Raw genomic sequence first — 15001 nt, forward strand, 5'->3', positions numbered from 1 at the left:
TTATGGTGAAAAACCCGACGGGTGGAGACCCTCTGGAAAGCGTGTCAAGCGGGGCCTGTACCAAACGGCAAAGGGGTGGTTGGTCAACGCTGAGGCAAATGCTGCCGCCAACCTGCTTAAGAAAGTCAGCAGAACCTTGGGGCTTTGCGTGAAGGAACTGTCTAGAGGCGCTTTGACAACGCCGTTACGGGTTCTTTTGTGGACTGCGTAAGAATCCCCCGCCTTCAGGCGGTGGGAGTGTCAAGACTGCGGTCGCCTCCGTCGATAGTCTCGATGGGCCAGATTGAAGTAATCCTGAGTTGGATGCTGAGGAGTAAATCGGTGGGGATTCACAAGCAATGGCTCAAATAGCCCGCTAAAAGGTTCGGATCCCTGCCCTCTGCTGTCTAAGGAAAGAGCATACAATTGAGGAAGACTAGCCCCGTGATGGACACGTGAACATGCTGAAACGAATCAGTCGAAGCTGCCGGCCCCTGCTGGCCATTGCCCTGGCTTTGATCTTGGCCTTGGCCCCCGTCAGTGCCGTCTGGGCGCGCAGTGGTGGTCGCATTGGCGGTGGCTCTTTCCGCTCTCCGACCTTCTCTGCCCCCCGCTCCGTTGGCCCCCGCTCGGCTCCGGTGTACCCCAGCTATGGAGGGGGGTTCGGCTTTCCCCTGGTGGTGCCCTTTTTCTGGGGTGGTGGTGGCGGCCTGCTGACACTGCTGCTGCTCATCGGGGCAGGTAGCTTTCTGGTGCGCAGCCTGCGCTCGGCTGTTTCCGAAGATGGCGACGAGGGGGTTGCTGACCCGCCAGTAACCCTGGCTCAGGTGAAAGTGGGCCTGCTGGCCAGCGCCCGGCAACTGCAAAAAGACATGAACGCCCTGGCTCTGGAAGCGGATACCCAATCGCCGGAAGGGCTGAGCCAACTCCTGCAAGAGGTCACCCTCGGCTTGATGCGCTACAGCGACTACTGGGCCTATGGCCATGCCCAAGCAGAGAAGCTGCCTCTCTCCCGCGCCGAGTCTCTGTTCTACCAAGCCTCTTTGCAAGAGCGCAGCAAGTTTAGCGCCGAAACCCTCAGCAACCGCAACAACCAAATCCAACAGGTTCCCCAAGCGGTCCTTAAACGCGCTGCTGCCGGGATCCCGGATGTCGGCGAGTATCTGGTCGTTACTCTACTAGTTGCGTATCGCGGCAACTTAGGTACACTACCTGTAGTTAAATCTGCGGCGGATCTGCGGCAGTGCCTGCTGCAGTTGGCCTCCATTCCGGCGGAGCGAATTGTGGCGATCGAAGTGCTGTGGACGCCGCAGTTGGAAGGAGACACCCTGTCGGCAGAGGCGCTGTTGACCGAGTACCCGGAAATGCGGCTCCTGTGAGAGCGCTGGAGTGAGGAGACGGCTGCTGTCGGCTAGGGGTCTCGCCGCCAAGGGAGGTTCTATGTCCGGGTTTGATGCTTCGGCAGACAGGAGCCGTCGTTCTCCTTGGGCTGTATTGCGTTACAAGAGTCAAGCAGATTCCCTGCTGGATGAGCTGCTTGAGGATTTGGAGCACAGCCTTGAAGAAGGGCTGGTGGAAGAGTACCCCTATTGGGGCACGCGCCCGCCGCTGCCTTTGCGGCGCTCTTCTATGGCCTCAGGGATCCTACTGGGTTTGGCCTTGGCGGCCACTCTGGTAGCAGGGCTAGCCTTCTGGACGACCCTGCGCCGCCGGGCGGGAGTCTTTTCTCAGGCCAATTCTCCTTGGCTGAGGGATCCTGTGACTGAGGCCTCCGATTCTCCCAACTCGGATTTCCGGCTGGCCCAGGAACAGGAACCATCTCGGCCCCCAGAGGCGGGAGGTAAAACTCCTCGAGATCCCTCTGAGGAAGTTTCGTCTCAGGAGCCACCTAGGATCACCTTAGCCGAGCCAGAGGCGAAAACAACCCCCGTAAGGCCGCCAGCGGCCACCGCTCCTACCCCTGCAGCGGCAACCAGCGCTTCTCCTCCCTCCCTCAGGTCTGCGCCGGTGCGGATCCCGCCTCAACCGCCGCCGCAGATGAAGCTGGTGGGGTTGATCCACGATCCGGGCGATCCCAAGGCTCTGATTCTGATCGACAACGTGGTGCGACAGGTGCCGGTTGGCCAGGCGGTGAAAGCAGAGTGGCGGGTCACCTCCATCAGCCCCTACGGGGTGAGGGTAAGCAATGGCGCTCAAAGCGTCACCTTGCAATTGGGGTTGTCGCAACGGCTCTAGATATCTCTCTTGACATCTGGAGAGGGATCCCTGTGGAAAGTTGGATCAAATCGAAAAAGGGAGAAGGGGCAGATGCAATTTACCAAGCTGGGGCGAATGAGCCGCTGCAGAGTGGGGTTGGGCTTGGCTTTGGGGTACCTCTGTCTTGGTCTGTTCGCTTGTCGCCGTGCACTCCCCTCCTCTGGCTCTCCATCGGGGATCCCACCGGCCTACGCCCATCGCCCGCAACTGCAGGGCAAGGCGCTGGTGGAGCTAGAGGTGCAAACTGCTGAGGGAGCGGGCAAGGTGATCTTGGAGATTCACGGGGAGGAGGCGCCCCTCACGGCTGGCCAGTTTGTGGATTTGGTGCAGCGGGGCTTTTACAACGGTCTCACCTTCCATCGAGTGGAGAAAGATCCCCAACCTTTTGTGGTGCAAGGAGGGGATCCGCGGGGAGATGGCACCGGTGGCGCTACCGAGCCGGGCAGCAACCGCCTGCGCACCATCCCTTTGGAGATTCAGGTGCGTGGGGAGCCTCACCCCCGCTACAACACCTTGATTGAGGATCCCATCGCCCTGAGCAAGCTGGCCTTGCCCCATCGCTTGGGCGCGGTGGCCATGGCCCGTTCTAGCCCGCTGGATTCGGCCTCTTCCCAGTTTTACATCGCCCTCTCTGCTCTGCCGATCCTGGATGGGCGCTATGCGGTGTTCGGCTATGTCACCAGTGGCATGGAGTGGGTGGAGCGCCTGCAGGTGGGGGATGTGATCCGCTCGGCGCGGGTGCTGGAAGGAGCGGACTTGCTGCAGGTTCCCGGATCTCCAGATTCAACTGCAAACTAGGGACCTCGGCGGCTTATGATGGGCTGCAGCCAGGATTTGCTTGCTTGGCTGCTTTTTCCGCCTTCATTCTGGCCTTTTGCCTGGGGAGAAGAGATTTTCGTGCTCCTGCCCTCCCCGCCAACGGCACCAATCTGCCCGCGCCCCTTCATGTACCAAGATGCCTTTTCTCCCCTAGACGAGCTGCCACCTCACTCGCCGCCGGAGGTAGATGTGGAGCGGATGCTGCAGCAGTTGCAGGATCCGGATCCCCGTTTGCGGATGCAGGCGGCCCGCGCCTTCTGTGAGATCGAAGAGCCCCGTGCCGTGCCGTCCCTGTTGGCTCTGCTCAGGGATCCCTGCCCATTGGTGCGGGTAGGGGCGGCCTATGCCCTAGGTCGAAATTCGGATCCCTGTGAGGTGGAGCTGCTGATCGACAGCTTGCGCCGGGATTGGAATGGCTATGTGCGCAAAGGGTTGGTGTGGGCCCTGGGCAATGCCAAGGATCCGCGGGCCTATCCGGTGTTGCTGGAAGTATTGGCCGGAGATATCACAGCCGTGCGACTGTGGGCGGCCAGCGCCCTCGGACAATTGGCCCAAGCTCAGGTGTTGCCCGGCCCGGCCTTGCAAGAGGTGGCGGCAGCCCTCTGTCGGGGCTTGGCCCACGATCCGGTGGCGGCAGTCCGCGGCAACTGCGCCTGGAGCCTAGGGATCCTAGGGCAACATCTGAAGCCGGCGACGCCCTATACAGCTCTCTATCAAATGCTCACCAAGCAGTTGCTGGCCAGCGCCAGCGGCGACCCTGACTGGGGAGTCCAGGATGATGCGCGACTTGCCCTGCAAAAGCTGGCAGATCCGGATTTGCTGGAAAAACTGGGTAACTTCGACTGACCTGGTCGAGCCCAGGCAGCTCGGCCCCAGAGCAAGCTAGGAGCGACGGCTTCAGCGAACCAGGTCAAGCAGCCAGGCAAAGTAGAAGCGGCTTCGAATGGTTCGGCGTTGTTGCACTTTCCAGCCCCACTCGGCCAGGTGGCCCACCAACGTCGCCTCGCGGTGTTGATAGGCGCGGGTGGTTTTGCTGGGGCCAGGGAAGAACTCCCCTACTTTCTTCAGCAGCGTCAGCCAGGGGGTTTTGGGAGCAAAACTGAAGATCAGGCGAGAGCGGGCCAGGCAAGTTAGGTGGTTGAGCATGCGCAGGGCGTCGGCTTCGGGATAGTGGATCATCACATCCAGGCAGACGACGACATCGTACTCCCCCGTCAGTTCCTCCAAATCCAAAACCTGAAACTGGGGGTTGTCTGTGGATCCCAGCTCCATCTGTTGGCGGCGACGCGCTTCGTTGACCATTTGCTCGGAAATGTCGCTGGCAAACACCTGCGCCCCTCGGGCGGCCAAAGGCAAGCTAAGGCTGCCCACTCCGCAGCCGGCATCGCAAATGCGCAGACCGGAGGGATCCCCCAGCCATTGCAACACCGTCTCGACTGTGCGGGCATGGCCCAGTCGAATATCTTTCTGGACAAAATTGACTTCCTCGTTGCCGTAGATGCGCCGCCAGCGCTCGAAACCGACGGTGTTGAAGTAATTGCGGACAATGGCTTTTTCTTGCATAGAACTTCCAGCTACACGACCTCCTCAGGGGCCTTCCTTGCCGATGCGGATACATTCTACCCCGAAGCCGCTGCCGCCACTCCCAGCGCCTGTCCCATGGCTGTATTAGAATTAACTTGCCTTCACTGGAATAAAACTCAATGACGGAAGCTGAGATTGCCCAGGCGTTGCAGGCTCGCTTGGCCGTCCCTGTCAAGATCGCCGTCAAGCGTCGCCAGGCTCACCTGCACGTTCTCCTCAACCGCTCCCCGCAAACCCAGCTCGACTATCCCCATCTCACCCAACAGGTGCGAGCCGCGCTGGAGGCGTTGGGCCTATCCGGCCTGGAGCAGGTGACGGTCTATGGGCGAGCGTCAGGACATTCCGAATACGAGTGGCAGCAAACCCAGCCGCTGCGGGATCCTCTCTTGAGCGCTGAGGAGACCACGCTCGTGCTGGAAAAGCAAGGCAACCGGCTGCTGCAGGATCTAACGCTGGTTGCTCCCGATTCCGCCGGCCCCCAGCCTGAGCCCAAAGAAAAGGGTCCCGGCCAAAAAGCTGCTGGCAAAGGCGGATCCCCTATTGCCTGGCTGTGGCCGGCAGGAGCAGTGCTGATGGTCGGGATGGCGGTGGCGGTTTTGCTTCTTTTCTTTCTCTAGAAAGCAGTCTGGCTGGGGATCAGGCCGGCTGTGGCGAAGGCCGGGATCCAGACGGGGCCGAGCGAGTCAATGCCGCCCTCTGCAGGGCATCCTGCAGCATCCGCTCCACCAGCTCCGTAAACGTCCAGCCCAGAGCTGCCGCCGCCTCTGGGCAAAGCGAAGTGGGGGTCATCCCGGGCAGGGTGTTCACCTCCAGCACCCAAGGGTTCTCGTCGGCATCCACCCGCAGATCCACCCGCGCCAGACCTTCACATCCCAACACCCGATAGGCCCTTAGCCCTGCCGCCTCGCAGCGGGCCAGCCCTGCCGCGCTGAGGGAACAGGGGATCAAATGCCGTGAGCCGCCGGGGGCGTACTTGGCTTCGTAATCGTAAAAATCTCCCTGGGCAGGGATGATCTCAATGGCCGGGAGAACCTGGCCGGAGAGAATGGAGAGGGTGATCTCCTTGCCGGGAATGTAGCGCTCCAGGAAGACCCGCGAGGAGACCGAGCTGGCCAACGCCAGCCCCTGAGCCAACGACACCTCATCCCGCGCAAGGCTAATCCCCACCGTCGAGCCGCTGTTGCTGGGCTTCACCACCAGCGGGGATCCCAAACGCGCCACACACTCGGCCCAGGAGAGCGGCTGCGCTTCATCCCAGACCAGCCACTCAGGAGTGGGAATCCCTTCGGCCCGAAAGATCTGCTTGGAGACCAGCTTGTCCATGGCCAGAGCGCTGGCCAACGGCCCGGATCCCTGATAGGGCAAGCCCAGCCACTCCAGCATCCCCTGCACCACCCCATCCTCACCGCCGGGGCCATGCAGGGCAATCCAGACGAAGTCGCAGCCTGCCTGCCGTTCCTGCCAAAGGCGCAGCGGCAGATCCTCCTCGGGGTCGATCAACTTCGCCCGATGCCCCAGATCCTCCAGCGCCCGCTTACAGGCTTTGCCCGTTACCAAAGAAACCTGACGTTCTGCCGAACGACCCCCTGCCAAGATAACAATGTTCATGGCTTAACCCCAAAGCACTCCCCACTCCCAGCAACCGGCACCAGGATAGCCGCATTCCCTCACTCTAACCTACGAAGGAGGACGGCGGCGGCGCAAAAACTCGGGAATGTCCAAGCCCCCGGATGCAGGGGGCTCAGGCTCAGGGGGCTGTCGAGGCGGTGGCTCAGAGCCAGAGGCAGTGGTCCTACGCGTCCCCACCCCCCCCTTGTTGGCGACCGAGGCTTTGGATCCAGAAGCGGCAGCCGACCGCGATCCGTCAAAACCGGTGGCGATGACGGTGATGCGCACCTCCCCTTGCATGCGCTCGTCCTGGACGGTGCCGAAGATGATGTTGGCTTCTGGATCCACTGCCTCAGCGATAATCTCAGCGGCTACCGTGACCTCGTGCAACGACAGATCCAGCCCGCCGGTGATGTTGAAGAGCACGCCCTTGGCCCCTTCGATGGAAGTTTCCAAAAGGGGAGAGGAGACGGCGGTAATGGCAGCTTCGCGGGCGCGGGACTTGCCGGATCCCATGCCAATGCCCATCAAGGCAGTGCCGGCATCGGCCATGACGCTGCGCACATCGGCAAAATCCACGTTGATCATGCCGGGGATGAGAATGATGTCCGAAATGCCCTGCACCCCCTGACGCAAGACATCGTCCGCGACGCGAAAAGCCTCGTGCACAGGAGTTTGCTCAGAGATCACCGAGAGCAGCTTGTCGTTGGGGATCACGATCAGGGTATCGACCGCCTCCTGCAGCGCTTGGATCCCTTCTTCGGCCTGCTTGGTGCGCCGCTTGCCCTCAAAGGAAAAAGGCCGCGTCACCACCCCCACCGTCAGGGCACCGCTGGCCTTGGCAATCTGGGCGACGATAGGGGCTCCACCGGTGCCCGTGCCCCCTCCCATGCCGGCGGCAATAAAGACCAAATCTGCCCCTTTGAGAGCCGCTGCAATTTCTTCGCTGGACTCTTCGGCGGCTTTCTGACCAATGGCCGGGTTGCCGCCTGCCCCCAGCCCGCGGGTTAACTTTTGCCCGATTTGCAGGCGGTTCACCGTTGATGTCGAGCACTGCGCAAGGGCCTGAGCATCCGTGTTGATACTCCAAAACTCAACACCCTTGAGGTTGCTGGCCGCCATCCGACTGACCGCGTTGCCACCTCCACCCCCCACGCCCACCACCTTAATTTTCGCGGCATTGCTCAGCATGTTCTCCTCTGGATGAGCCGCTGCCTTGGTCTGGGCTCCGTTTCTTTCATACTCGACCTGAGAGTCCTCCCCCGTGTAGCGCTCACTCCAATGGGAAGGCGTTGACTGAGTTTGCTCCAAGCCTTGCCCAGGACTGGGAGGATGGAAGTCTGACCAATGGTTAGATGGCATGTCAGCCCTCAAGATAGCTTAATTCTGGCAAATATCGAACATGCTAGCTGATTTAATATAAGGCAACTCTCTTCAGATGCCAACGGTGAAGACGTTTGCGGATCTTCTAGCTAGGCGGATGCGGCCCCCAAAAAGAGCCTCATCCGGATAATCTGGGCGCTTTCATGTTTCGTACTTTGCCTATGAATCTTCTCTCGCAGTTAAGCTTCCTCTTTTGTACAAGCGAGGTTCCTATCGAAGGGTACGTATTCCCGAACACCTAGTAGATAGAGCCCAAATTAGGACGAACTGTTGCCCCCAGCGCGCTTCGGTCGGAGCTGAGCTTGCGCTTGCCTAAAAGCTAACTTTGCGTTTTCTTTTCGGAGTATTCGAGAATACTCACCCCTCCCAATTCGAGCCTGGCAGACCAACCGCCAATTTTTGCCGATTTTTAATGCTGAGGTTTGGGTATTCTGCAAACTACCCCACGGCTAAAGCCGAAGGCTTCTGCGCCGAAAGAGCCGGTGGGGGGGTGCCGTCGGGGATCCGCGCCATGGGCTTAGAGCGGCTGCAAATGGATCTCGGCGTTCAGCCGCTGGCACAGGGATCCCCCTGATCCTGCGCCGTCGTCCTGCTGGCCAGGGCCTCTACCACTTCGTCGGAGTTGGCAGTCAGCACCACAACGGGGCGCTCGCAGGCGAGGGGGAAAGCGTGCCAGGTGCCGCGGTGCAGCAGCAGCCCGTGCCCAGGGGGGAAGCGCAGGGCTTGCACTTTGTCTAGGTCGGGGAGGGTTTTGGGGGGAGCCATGACCATGATGAATGGCTCCTGTCCCAAGGCTATAAACACATACGCAGGTGGCGCTCCGGCAGAGCACGGCCGGGTAGCTGGGCAGGATCTTGGCGGTGCGGATGACGGCTTTGCCGGTGTACCAGCAGTCGATCCTAGTTTTTTTCGGGGCAGCCGAAGAAAGGGAGGAGCAGGCAACGGTTTTCTCACCCCAGTCTGAGTCTCTGCGGGCCTTATTCTGGTGAGCTGGGCGAGTTAAACTGCCTCTCGATGATGTGGCAAATTTGCCTGGCAGCGGTGCCGTCGCCGAAGGGGTTTTGAGCCTGGGCCATGCGGGCGTAGGCCTGGGGATCCGTGAGCAATTCTCGGGCCGCCTCCAGGATCTTTTCGGGATGGGCGCCCACCAGGCGGGCGGTGCCGGCAGCAATCGCCTCAGGGCGCTCGGTGGTCTGCCGCAGCACCAGCACCGGTTTGCCCAAAGCTGGCGCCTCTTCTTGAATGCCGCCGGAATCGCTGAGGATGAGAGTGCAGCGCTGCATGGCGCTGACCCAGCAGGGATAGTCCAAGGGCTCGGTAAGAAAAACTCGCTCCCGGGATCCCAACAGGGCCTGCAGGGGCTCTCGCACCGCGGGGTTGGGGTGGAGAGGCAAGAGGAGGGCCGTGTCGGGGAACTCCGCCAAAATCTGCAGCAGAGCCTGGCCGATGGCTATTAAGGGATCCCCCCAGTTTTCCCGCCGGTGCACAGTAACCAACAAAACCCGATAGCGCCCCCAGTCCAAGCCAGGGATGGGGCAGGGGATCCCAAGCGCAGCTACCTGTAGCAGGGCATCGATGACGGTGTTGCCCGTGCAATAGATAGAGCCGATCACGCGGCTTTGCTTCAGGTTATCCACCGCTTGCGGCGTGGGAGCAAAGTGCAGGCTGGCCAACTGAGAAATGAGACGGCGATTGGCCTCTTCGGGAAAAGGGTGGTAGAGATCGTCGGTGCGCAGGCCGGCTTCCACATGGCCTACTGGAATGCGTTGGTAAAAAGCAGCCAGGGCAGCGGCAAAGGCGGTGGTGGTATCGCCCTGCACCAAAACCAGTTGGGGCCGCTGCGCCTGCAAGTAGGGTTCTAGACCCCGCAGGGTGGCTTCGGTGATGTCGGTCAGGCTTTGGCGGGGACGCATGATCTCCAGATCCCGATCCGCCCGTAGGCCGAAGAGCCGCATCACCTGATCCACCATCTCCCGGTGTTGCCCTGTCAGGATCACCTCGGTGCGCAGGTGGGGACTGGCCCGCAGGGCCTGGATTACCGGAGCCAGCTTAATGGCTTCGGGCCGCGTGCCCAAGATCACAGAAACCAGAGGAAGGGAGGTCATAGGCTCAAGGGCATCGGCGCCTGGGGGAAGCGAGCAACTCTGGCCCCGCTCCAGACAGATCGGCCGTCAAATCGGGTTTTGGAAAGGCCCTGACTGGGATCGGAGGCTCCCGCCTGCCTGGTTCTCAAGTTACGGCAGCACAGCCTCTGTAGATGGGGATGTTTCCGGGGCCAACTATAGGCAAAGAGAAACCAGCAGAGGGCGCTCCCCCCGATCTTAACCCCCGATTGCTCTACCTTTTGCTTCGCCGAAGCCAGCCCTGGGCAGGGATCCGGCAAAAAACATCAAAACCAAACAGCGCTGCTCGCTCCCTGCCCACCTCGCCCAAGTGGGCCCAGAGGCTGCCGGGCCGGGGACAGTTACCAGGGCCTCTAGATCCAGCCAAAAGCCTGGAGAGACAGGAATCCGTATCCGCCCTCTTCTACTGCCCTCCAATAGCTTGCCGAGGGCTATGGCTCGCCGAAACAAATTGCGCAGGGGCGGAGAGACTCTTAGCGGCGTTTGATCCGTGGGTATCTTGCATGTCGTTCGATGGTTGCCTCAGAGGGGCTGAGAGCCCAAAGCTGACCCCGAGCCTATATCCAGCCCATCTCATCACAAACGAGGGTAAACACCGTTGCACAACTGGCCACTAGCAGCGATATAAAGGGCGGCTGGCCATGAGCCATGCAAACAGCCGCTGCCAGCGAAGCGCCCACAGCAGCAGAAAAAGTGCGACCTGCCCAGTTGCCTTTGGAGGGTTTGTCAGAGGGATTAAATTTGTTAAACATTTTGACGCAAGCAATGGGGTACAAAAGGGATGATTCACAAGGATTTCGCCTCAGGCTATCACTCTCAGATGAAATTTCCGCGGGATTCAGGACTATTCTCAATACTTCTTCGCTTAGGCTTCAATCTTTCGTAAAATTGCGCTAAGGTATTCGTAGTCGTCCCGCAACAGCGAGCTCAACTGCCGCCCTGCTTGCACCAACCAGTGGCGATCCCGGTTCAAGATCCGGTAAGTCTGACGGATGACAGCGGCCACCAACTCGTCGCTGGGGATCCCGTTGACACGCAGCAGGGTGCGCAAAAACTCAAAAGAGCGGCAAAACTCCCTTACCTCGCTTTCAGAGCAGGGGTAAACTGGCTGGTGGATCTGGGGCGGACGCGGCGGCAGATACTGATAAACCCGCCCCCCGCCAACGAAGCCGACAATGGCAGCGCGGAAATCGCTGCGCAACATGGCGAAAATCTGGGGTTGCTGCTCCCGCAGTTCCCGGGGGGAGAGGCCCAAGGCCCTGGGACGGTGAACGGTGTCGATGGGAGTGATGGCGGCATAGCAGACCACTCCATAGATCCAGTTGCCGGTCTCCTCGTCTTGCGAGCGGATCCAACTGCCGAGGGCGGGCAGGGGCGGGAAGCTCAGGCGTTCTGGCTCTAGGCACTGGGCCACAAGGGTGGTGGTGTTGGCCTCCACCACTTCTCCCAGGGCAGAGGGGGGTGGGGAGATGGCTTGGGATCGCATCCTTCCTCCGCTTTCTCAAGGCCAATGGCTGGGAGGTCGCTCTGGGGTCGCGGACAGAGGGGGCAAGCGGGAATGGAGGCAGGGCCGCTGCTCAGCTCTCCAAGGGCAGCCCAGAGCCAGGTGAGGAGGGGGGCAGCGGGGGTTCTTCTGCCGGCTCTGTCTGTTGGTAGCGGGCCTGGGCCCGTTGCAAGGCTTCCCGCACCACCGCAAAGCCAGTGCCTCCAGCGCTGAGCCGCGCGGCCACCACCTGGCGGGGATCGATGGCCGCAAAGATATCCTCCTCAAAGGCTCGATGAAAGCTTTTCCACCGCTCCAGGGGCAGATCTTTGAGCAGAATTCCCTCTGCCACACAGGTACGCACGATCTGACCCACCAGATCGTGGGCGGCGCGAAAGGGGATCCCTTTTCGCACCAGATAGTCGGCCACGTCGGTGGCGTTGGAGAAGTCTTCCTGCACCGCGGCCTCCATGCGTTGGGTTTGGAATTGGATCCCTTCCCGCAGCAGGATGGTCATCGCCTCCAAGCAAGCCTTCACAGTATCGACGGTATCGAAGAGCCCCTCTTTGTCCTCTTGCAAATCTTTGTTGTAGGCCAGGGGTAGCCCCTTCAAGGTGACCAGCAGAGCTTGGAGATGGCCGAACACCCGCCCTGTCTTGCCCCGCACCAATTCCAGCACATCGGGATTCTTCTTCTGGGGCATGAGGCTGGAGCCCGTGGCACAGGCATCGGTGAGGGCGACAAAGCCAAACTCCTGGGTGGCCCAGAGGATGAGCTCTTCCGAGAGACGGCTGAGATGCACCAAGATCAGGCTGGCGGCAGCGTGGAACTCCACCAGGTAGTCCCGGTCGCTGACGGCGTCTAGGCTGTTGGCACTGATGCGCTCAAAGCCCAGCAGATGAGCAACCAGTTGCCGGTCGATGGGCAAGGAAGTGCCGGCCAAGGCCCCGGAGCCCAGGGGACAGACGTTGACCTCTTCCCGCACCCGTCCCAACCGTTGCCAGTCCCGCCAGAGCATTTCTTCATAGGCCAAAAGGTGGTGGGCCAAGCTGATGGGCTGGGCCCGCTGCAGGTGGGTGTAGCCGGGCAGGATTGTCTCCACATGCTGGCTGGCCAAGTCCAACAAAACCCCCCGCAGCTCCCAGAGAGCCTGCCGGATGGTGTCGATTTCATCCCGCAGGTAGAGGCGCAGGTCGGTGGCCACTTGGTCGTTGCGGGAGCGCCCCGTGTGCAGTTTTTTGCCCACTTCCCCCACCAAGGCCACCAGACGGCGCTCGACGGCGTAGTGGACATCTTCCGCCTCAGGGTCAGGCTGGAAGATGCCCTCGGCAACTTCCTTCTCGATCTGCTCCAGCCCCTGCCGAATTTGCTCTGCCTCTTCGCGGCTCAAGATGCCGCAGGCCCCCAGCATCTGCACATGGGCCAGGGATCCGGCCACATCGTAGGGCAAAAGGCGAATGTCGAAGCCAATGCTGGCGTTGAAGCGGGCAATCCTAGGGTGGAGGGCTCCCGCAAAGCGTCCGCTCCAGGGGCGCGGGGTGGAAGGTGCCGTCGGCTTAGCCATGGGCTTGGAACGGGGAGAGAGATGACCACCACAGAAAGACTTGGCTGCAGTTGAGGCGGAAAAGAGCAAGCAAGGCAACGACAGCCAAAACGCCGCCACCTTGGGGCCAGGGAATCCGGGCGCCACCGCCTTTAGTGAGAGCTGGTGATGCTCTTGAGCATGTAGCCTGCCACGATCCCTATCAAAAGGGCCCAAATTTGGCCCGATTCCACGAAGTTGTTCCAGCCCTTGCGGATATCGCCCAGCACGTCCTGCCGGAACACCTGGGCGACGATCGCTTCCGTCTGCAAGGCCGGCGAGGCCGGCAAGTAAACTAAGGAGGGCTCAGAGCCAGAAGCAGTGGAGTGCATGCATGTACCTCAGGCAAAGGTCAACTGGGAAAGCGGGCCGCCACCTAAGTGGCCTCCCTAGCTAGAGGGTACCCTTAGTTTGAACCTTCGTAGCTAGGTTGGCTCAGAATCGGGCAGTACTTTCAACACCACCAGCGTCGTATCGTCCACCGGCTCAGGCCGCAGGGAAATCTCATCCTGAAACAAGAGCCCTGCATCCACTGGCGGCCCTGGGACAACAGGGTGGGATCCCTGGCGGCCCCGGAAGGCGTCCATCTGCTCAAAAAGGTTCTCCAGGATCTCCTCGGGCGACTCGTAGCGACTGGCAGCCCGCTGGATGGCCTCCATCAGACCTGAAGTCTCCAGCCGCTCCCCGCGGGTATTGGCGGCCTCGACATAGCCATCGGTATAATAAACTACAACATCTCCCGGCTGCAGGTGCACGCAGCTTTCCGAGTATTGGCTGTGTTCCTCCAAGCCGATCAGCGCTCCCTCTGTGTCGAGGGGCTGGATGTCGCGGCTGCGGGCCCGCCACCAGAGGGTGGGGTTGTGGGCGGCGTTGCTGAAACAGAGGCGACGGGAGCGGGGATCGTACTCTGAGTAGAACAGGCTGATAAAGCGATTGGAGTTCTCCAGATCGCTGTACATGGCCCGGTTGAGATGTTGGAGAACGCGGGCCGGCGAGTGGCGGTTGAGGGCTTCTGCCCGTACCATGGCGCGGGTCATGCTCATCAACATGCCGGCAGGGACACCTTTGCCCATCACGTCCCCAATTACGATGGCCAGGCGAAAGTCTTCGGATGGCTCAGGGGAAGGGGCCAGGGATCCAACCGGCTCATCGGCGGCGGCCCTAGAGTTTTCCGGTCGCTCGCTGGGTATCTTAATGAAATCGTAGTAATCGCCCCCCACCTTGCTGGCCACACGGCAGCGGGCTGCCAGCCGAATGCCCGGAACCTGGGGGTACTGGCGGGGCAACAGTTGGGTCTGGATGTAGGAGCCGATCTCCATTTCTTTTTCCAGGGCCATTTTGCGGCGCAAGGCCGCCGTCAAGCGCTCGTTCTCGATGGCCACGCCCGCTTGGTCAGCCACCAACCGCAGCAGTTGTTGGCGACGTTCATTCCACTGGTAGCCGGGCTGACGGCTGAAGACGTACAGGCGCCCCTGGACGGAGCTGCGAATCAACAGCGGCGTCCCGAACAGGCGGACATCTGGCCCCAGACTCTGGCGCAGGCGCTCGTCCAAGAGATGTTCCAGGGCTGGGATCTTCACAGACAGGGATCCCTCGGTTTTTAAAATGGGCTCCTGCGCAGACAGAGCTTGGGCGATCTGCTCCATCTCGGCGCGAATCTGCTCGCGGCGGTCGAGGTCCGAACAATGCAGTTGATCTAGCTGGATGGTGCCGTTGGGGTTGAACAACACCAGCGCGCCGCCGTCGGCAGCGGTGAGTTGGCTGGCCACAAAAGCCGTGAGCTCTAGGATCTGGTTCAGGTTGTTGAAGGAGCGCAGGGCAAAGGCCAATCCCCCCAGCAAATACAGCATCGGCTGCTGGTCTGTCCCCAGCTCTGCCACCGGCTCCGGCTTCGGCGGGGCGGGCAAGATGGCCGGTTTCACTTCCGTCAGCTTTCTCTCCTCCGAGGCCGCCTTGGGCGCACCGGCGGGATCCCCATCTGGGCCAGCTTGGGCCGAGCGCAGATCGCCCTGCTCGTCGGTGGGCGGCAGCGACGCAGCCGGAACGTTGGCGGGAAAGGAGTTTCTGTCCGCGCCTTGGGCAAGCAAAGACTCCGTCCAGGACGAACCCGACAGCCCGGCAGGGGGCTGCGCCGGAAAGGCTTTTTGCGGGCCGTACTCATCCATCGGGAACTTAGAGGCAATC

The 15001-nt window shown here is 61.1% G+C and carries 14 protein-coding genes; 5 read left to right on the forward strand and 9 right to left on the reverse strand.

Annotation, left to right across the window (positions count from 1 at the left end):
- Window positions 1-440: 440 nt before the first annotated feature.
- The 4 genes from SYN65AY6A5_RS10425 (at window position 441) to SYN65AY6A5_RS10440 (ending at window position 3900) form a co-directional block, all read left to right on the forward strand.
- Window positions 441-1358, forward strand: coding sequence for a DUF1517 domain-containing protein (locus SYN65AY6A5_RS10425; protein WP_041438024.1), 918 nt, complete (start codon window positions 441-443; stop codon window positions 1356-1358).
- A 61-nt stretch (window positions 1359-1419) separates the two neighbouring features.
- Window positions 1420-2214, forward strand: a complete 795-nt coding sequence (locus SYN65AY6A5_RS10430) for a hypothetical protein (protein ID WP_011429037.1) — start codon at window positions 1420-1422, stop codon at window positions 2212-2214.
- Window positions 2215-2286: 72 nt separating this feature from the next.
- Window positions 2287-3033 (forward strand): peptidylprolyl isomerase, encoded by a 747-nt coding sequence (locus SYN65AY6A5_RS10435; protein WP_011429036.1) that lies wholly within the window; start codon window positions 2287-2289, stop codon window positions 3031-3033.
- A 99-nt stretch (window positions 3034-3132) separates the two neighbouring features.
- Window positions 3133-3900, forward strand: coding sequence for a HEAT repeat domain-containing protein (locus tag SYN65AY6A5_RS10440; protein WP_240527300.1), 768 nt, complete (start codon window positions 3133-3135; stop codon window positions 3898-3900).
- Between the two features lie 51 nt (window positions 3901-3951).
- Here SYN65AY6A5_RS10440 and bchM read toward each other — a convergent pair whose 3' ends face one another.
- Window positions 3952-4617 (reverse strand): magnesium protoporphyrin IX methyltransferase, encoded by a 666-nt coding sequence (bchM, locus tag SYN65AY6A5_RS10445; RefSeq protein ID WP_011429034.1) that lies wholly within the window; start codon window positions 4615-4617, stop codon window positions 3952-3954.
- Window positions 4618-4757: 140 nt separating this feature from the next.
- Between bchM and SYN65AY6A5_RS10450 the strand changes: the two genes are divergently transcribed.
- Complete coding sequence (locus SYN65AY6A5_RS10450; RefSeq protein ID WP_041438022.1) at window positions 4758-5255, forward strand: hypothetical protein; 498 nt, start codon at window positions 4758-4760, stop codon at window positions 5253-5255.
- Between the two features lie 19 nt (window positions 5256-5274).
- On the opposite strand, the gene SYN65AY6A5_RS10455 is transcribed toward SYN65AY6A5_RS10450, so the two are convergent.
- From SYN65AY6A5_RS10455 to SYN65AY6A5_RS10490, 8 genes are all read right to left on the reverse strand, one after another.
- Complete coding sequence (locus tag SYN65AY6A5_RS10455) at window positions 5275-6246, reverse strand: D-alanine--D-alanine ligase (protein WP_011429032.1); 972 nt, start codon at window positions 6244-6246, stop codon at window positions 5275-5277.
- A 69-nt stretch (window positions 6247-6315) separates the two neighbouring features.
- Window positions 6316-7437, reverse strand: a complete 1122-nt coding sequence (gene ftsZ, locus SYN65AY6A5_RS10460; protein WP_011429031.1) for a cell division protein FtsZ — start codon at window positions 7435-7437, stop codon at window positions 6316-6318.
- A gap of 738 nt (window positions 7438-8175) precedes the next feature.
- The gene (locus tag SYN65AY6A5_RS14170) at window positions 8176-8400 is read right to left on the reverse strand and encodes an ureidoglycolate lyase (protein WP_206336818.1); all 225 of its coding nucleotides are present in this window, start codon (window positions 8398-8400) and stop codon (window positions 8176-8178) included.
- Window positions 8401-8606: 206 nt separating this feature from the next.
- Window positions 8607-9734, reverse strand: coding sequence for a UDP-N-acetylglucosamine 2-epimerase (non-hydrolyzing) (gene wecB / locus SYN65AY6A5_RS10470; RefSeq protein WP_011429028.1), 1128 nt, complete (start codon window positions 9732-9734; stop codon window positions 8607-8609).
- 883 nt (window positions 9735-10617) lie between these two features.
- On the reverse strand, window positions 10618-11238 hold the full coding sequence (locus tag SYN65AY6A5_RS10475) for a hypothetical protein (protein ID WP_011429026.1): 621 nt from the start codon (window positions 11236-11238) through the stop codon (window positions 10618-10620).
- 91 nt (window positions 11239-11329) lie between these two features.
- The gene (argH, locus tag SYN65AY6A5_RS10480; protein WP_099884378.1) at window positions 11330-12799 is read right to left on the reverse strand and encodes an argininosuccinate lyase; all 1470 of its coding nucleotides are present in this window, start codon (window positions 12797-12799) and stop codon (window positions 11330-11332) included.
- Window positions 12800-12930: 131 nt separating this feature from the next.
- On the reverse strand, window positions 12931-13149 hold the full coding sequence (locus SYN65AY6A5_RS10485) for a hypothetical protein (protein ID WP_099812611.1): 219 nt from the start codon (window positions 13147-13149) through the stop codon (window positions 12931-12933).
- 93 nt (window positions 13150-13242) lie between these two features.
- Window positions 13243-14982, reverse strand: coding sequence for a GAF domain-containing SpoIIE family protein phosphatase (locus SYN65AY6A5_RS10490; RefSeq protein ID WP_228375389.1), 1740 nt, complete (start codon window positions 14980-14982; stop codon window positions 13243-13245).
- Window positions 14983-15001: the final 19 nt, after the last annotated feature.

Source organism: Synechococcus sp. 65AY6A5, assembly GCF_002760415.1.
Classification (GTDB): domain Bacteria; phylum Cyanobacteriota; class Cyanobacteriia; order Thermostichales; family Thermostichaceae; genus Thermostichus.

What these genes read in the sequence shown, in the direction of transcription:
- SYN65AY6A5_RS10450 (WP_041438022.1), top strand. Translation starts at nt 4,758, where the DNA reads ATGACGGAAGCTGAGATTGCCCAGGCGTTGCAGGCTCGCTTGGCCGTC.
- SYN65AY6A5_RS10475 (WP_011429026.1), bottom strand. Translation starts at nt 11,238, where the DNA reads ATGCGATCCCAAGCCATCTCCCCACCCCCCTCTGCCCTGGGAGAAGTG.
- wecB (WP_011429028.1), bottom strand. Translation starts at nt 9,734, where the DNA reads ATGACCTCCCTTCCTCTGGTTTCTGTGATCTTGGGCACGCGGCCCGAA.
- SYN65AY6A5_RS10455 (WP_011429032.1), bottom strand. Translation starts at nt 6,246, where the DNA reads ATGAACATTGTTATCTTGGCAGGGGGTCGTTCGGCAGAACGTCAGGTT.
- SYN65AY6A5_RS10425 (WP_041438024.1), top strand. Translation starts at nt 441, where the DNA reads ATGCTGAAACGAATCAGTCGAAGCTGCCGGCCCCTGCTGGCCATTGCC.
- ftsZ (WP_011429031.1), bottom strand. Translation starts at nt 7,437, where the DNA reads ATGCTGAGCAATGCCGCGAAAATTAAGGTGGTGGGCGTGGGGGGTGGA.
- SYN65AY6A5_RS10490 (WP_228375389.1), bottom strand. Translation starts at nt 14,982, where the DNA reads ATGGATGAGTACGGCCCGCAAAAAGCCTTTCCGGCGCAGCCCCCTGCC.
- SYN65AY6A5_RS10435 (WP_011429036.1), top strand. Translation starts at nt 2,287, where the DNA reads ATGCAATTTACCAAGCTGGGGCGAATGAGCCGCTGCAGAGTGGGGTTG.
- bchM (WP_011429034.1), bottom strand. Translation starts at nt 4,617, where the DNA reads ATGCAAGAAAAAGCCATTGTCCGCAATTACTTCAACACCGTCGGTTTC.
- argH (WP_099884378.1), bottom strand. Translation starts at nt 12,799, where the DNA reads ATGGCTAAGCCGACGGCACCTTCCACCCCGCGCCCCTGGAGCGGACGC.
- SYN65AY6A5_RS10485 (WP_099812611.1), bottom strand. Translation starts at nt 13,149, where the DNA reads ATGCACTCCACTGCTTCTGGCTCTGAGCCCTCCTTAGTTTACTTGCCG.
- SYN65AY6A5_RS10430 (WP_011429037.1), top strand. Translation starts at nt 1,420, where the DNA reads ATGTCCGGGTTTGATGCTTCGGCAGACAGGAGCCGTCGTTCTCCTTGG.
- SYN65AY6A5_RS14170 (WP_206336818.1), bottom strand. Translation starts at nt 8,400, where the DNA reads ATGGTCATGGCTCCCCCCAAAACCCTCCCCGACCTAGACAAAGTGCAA.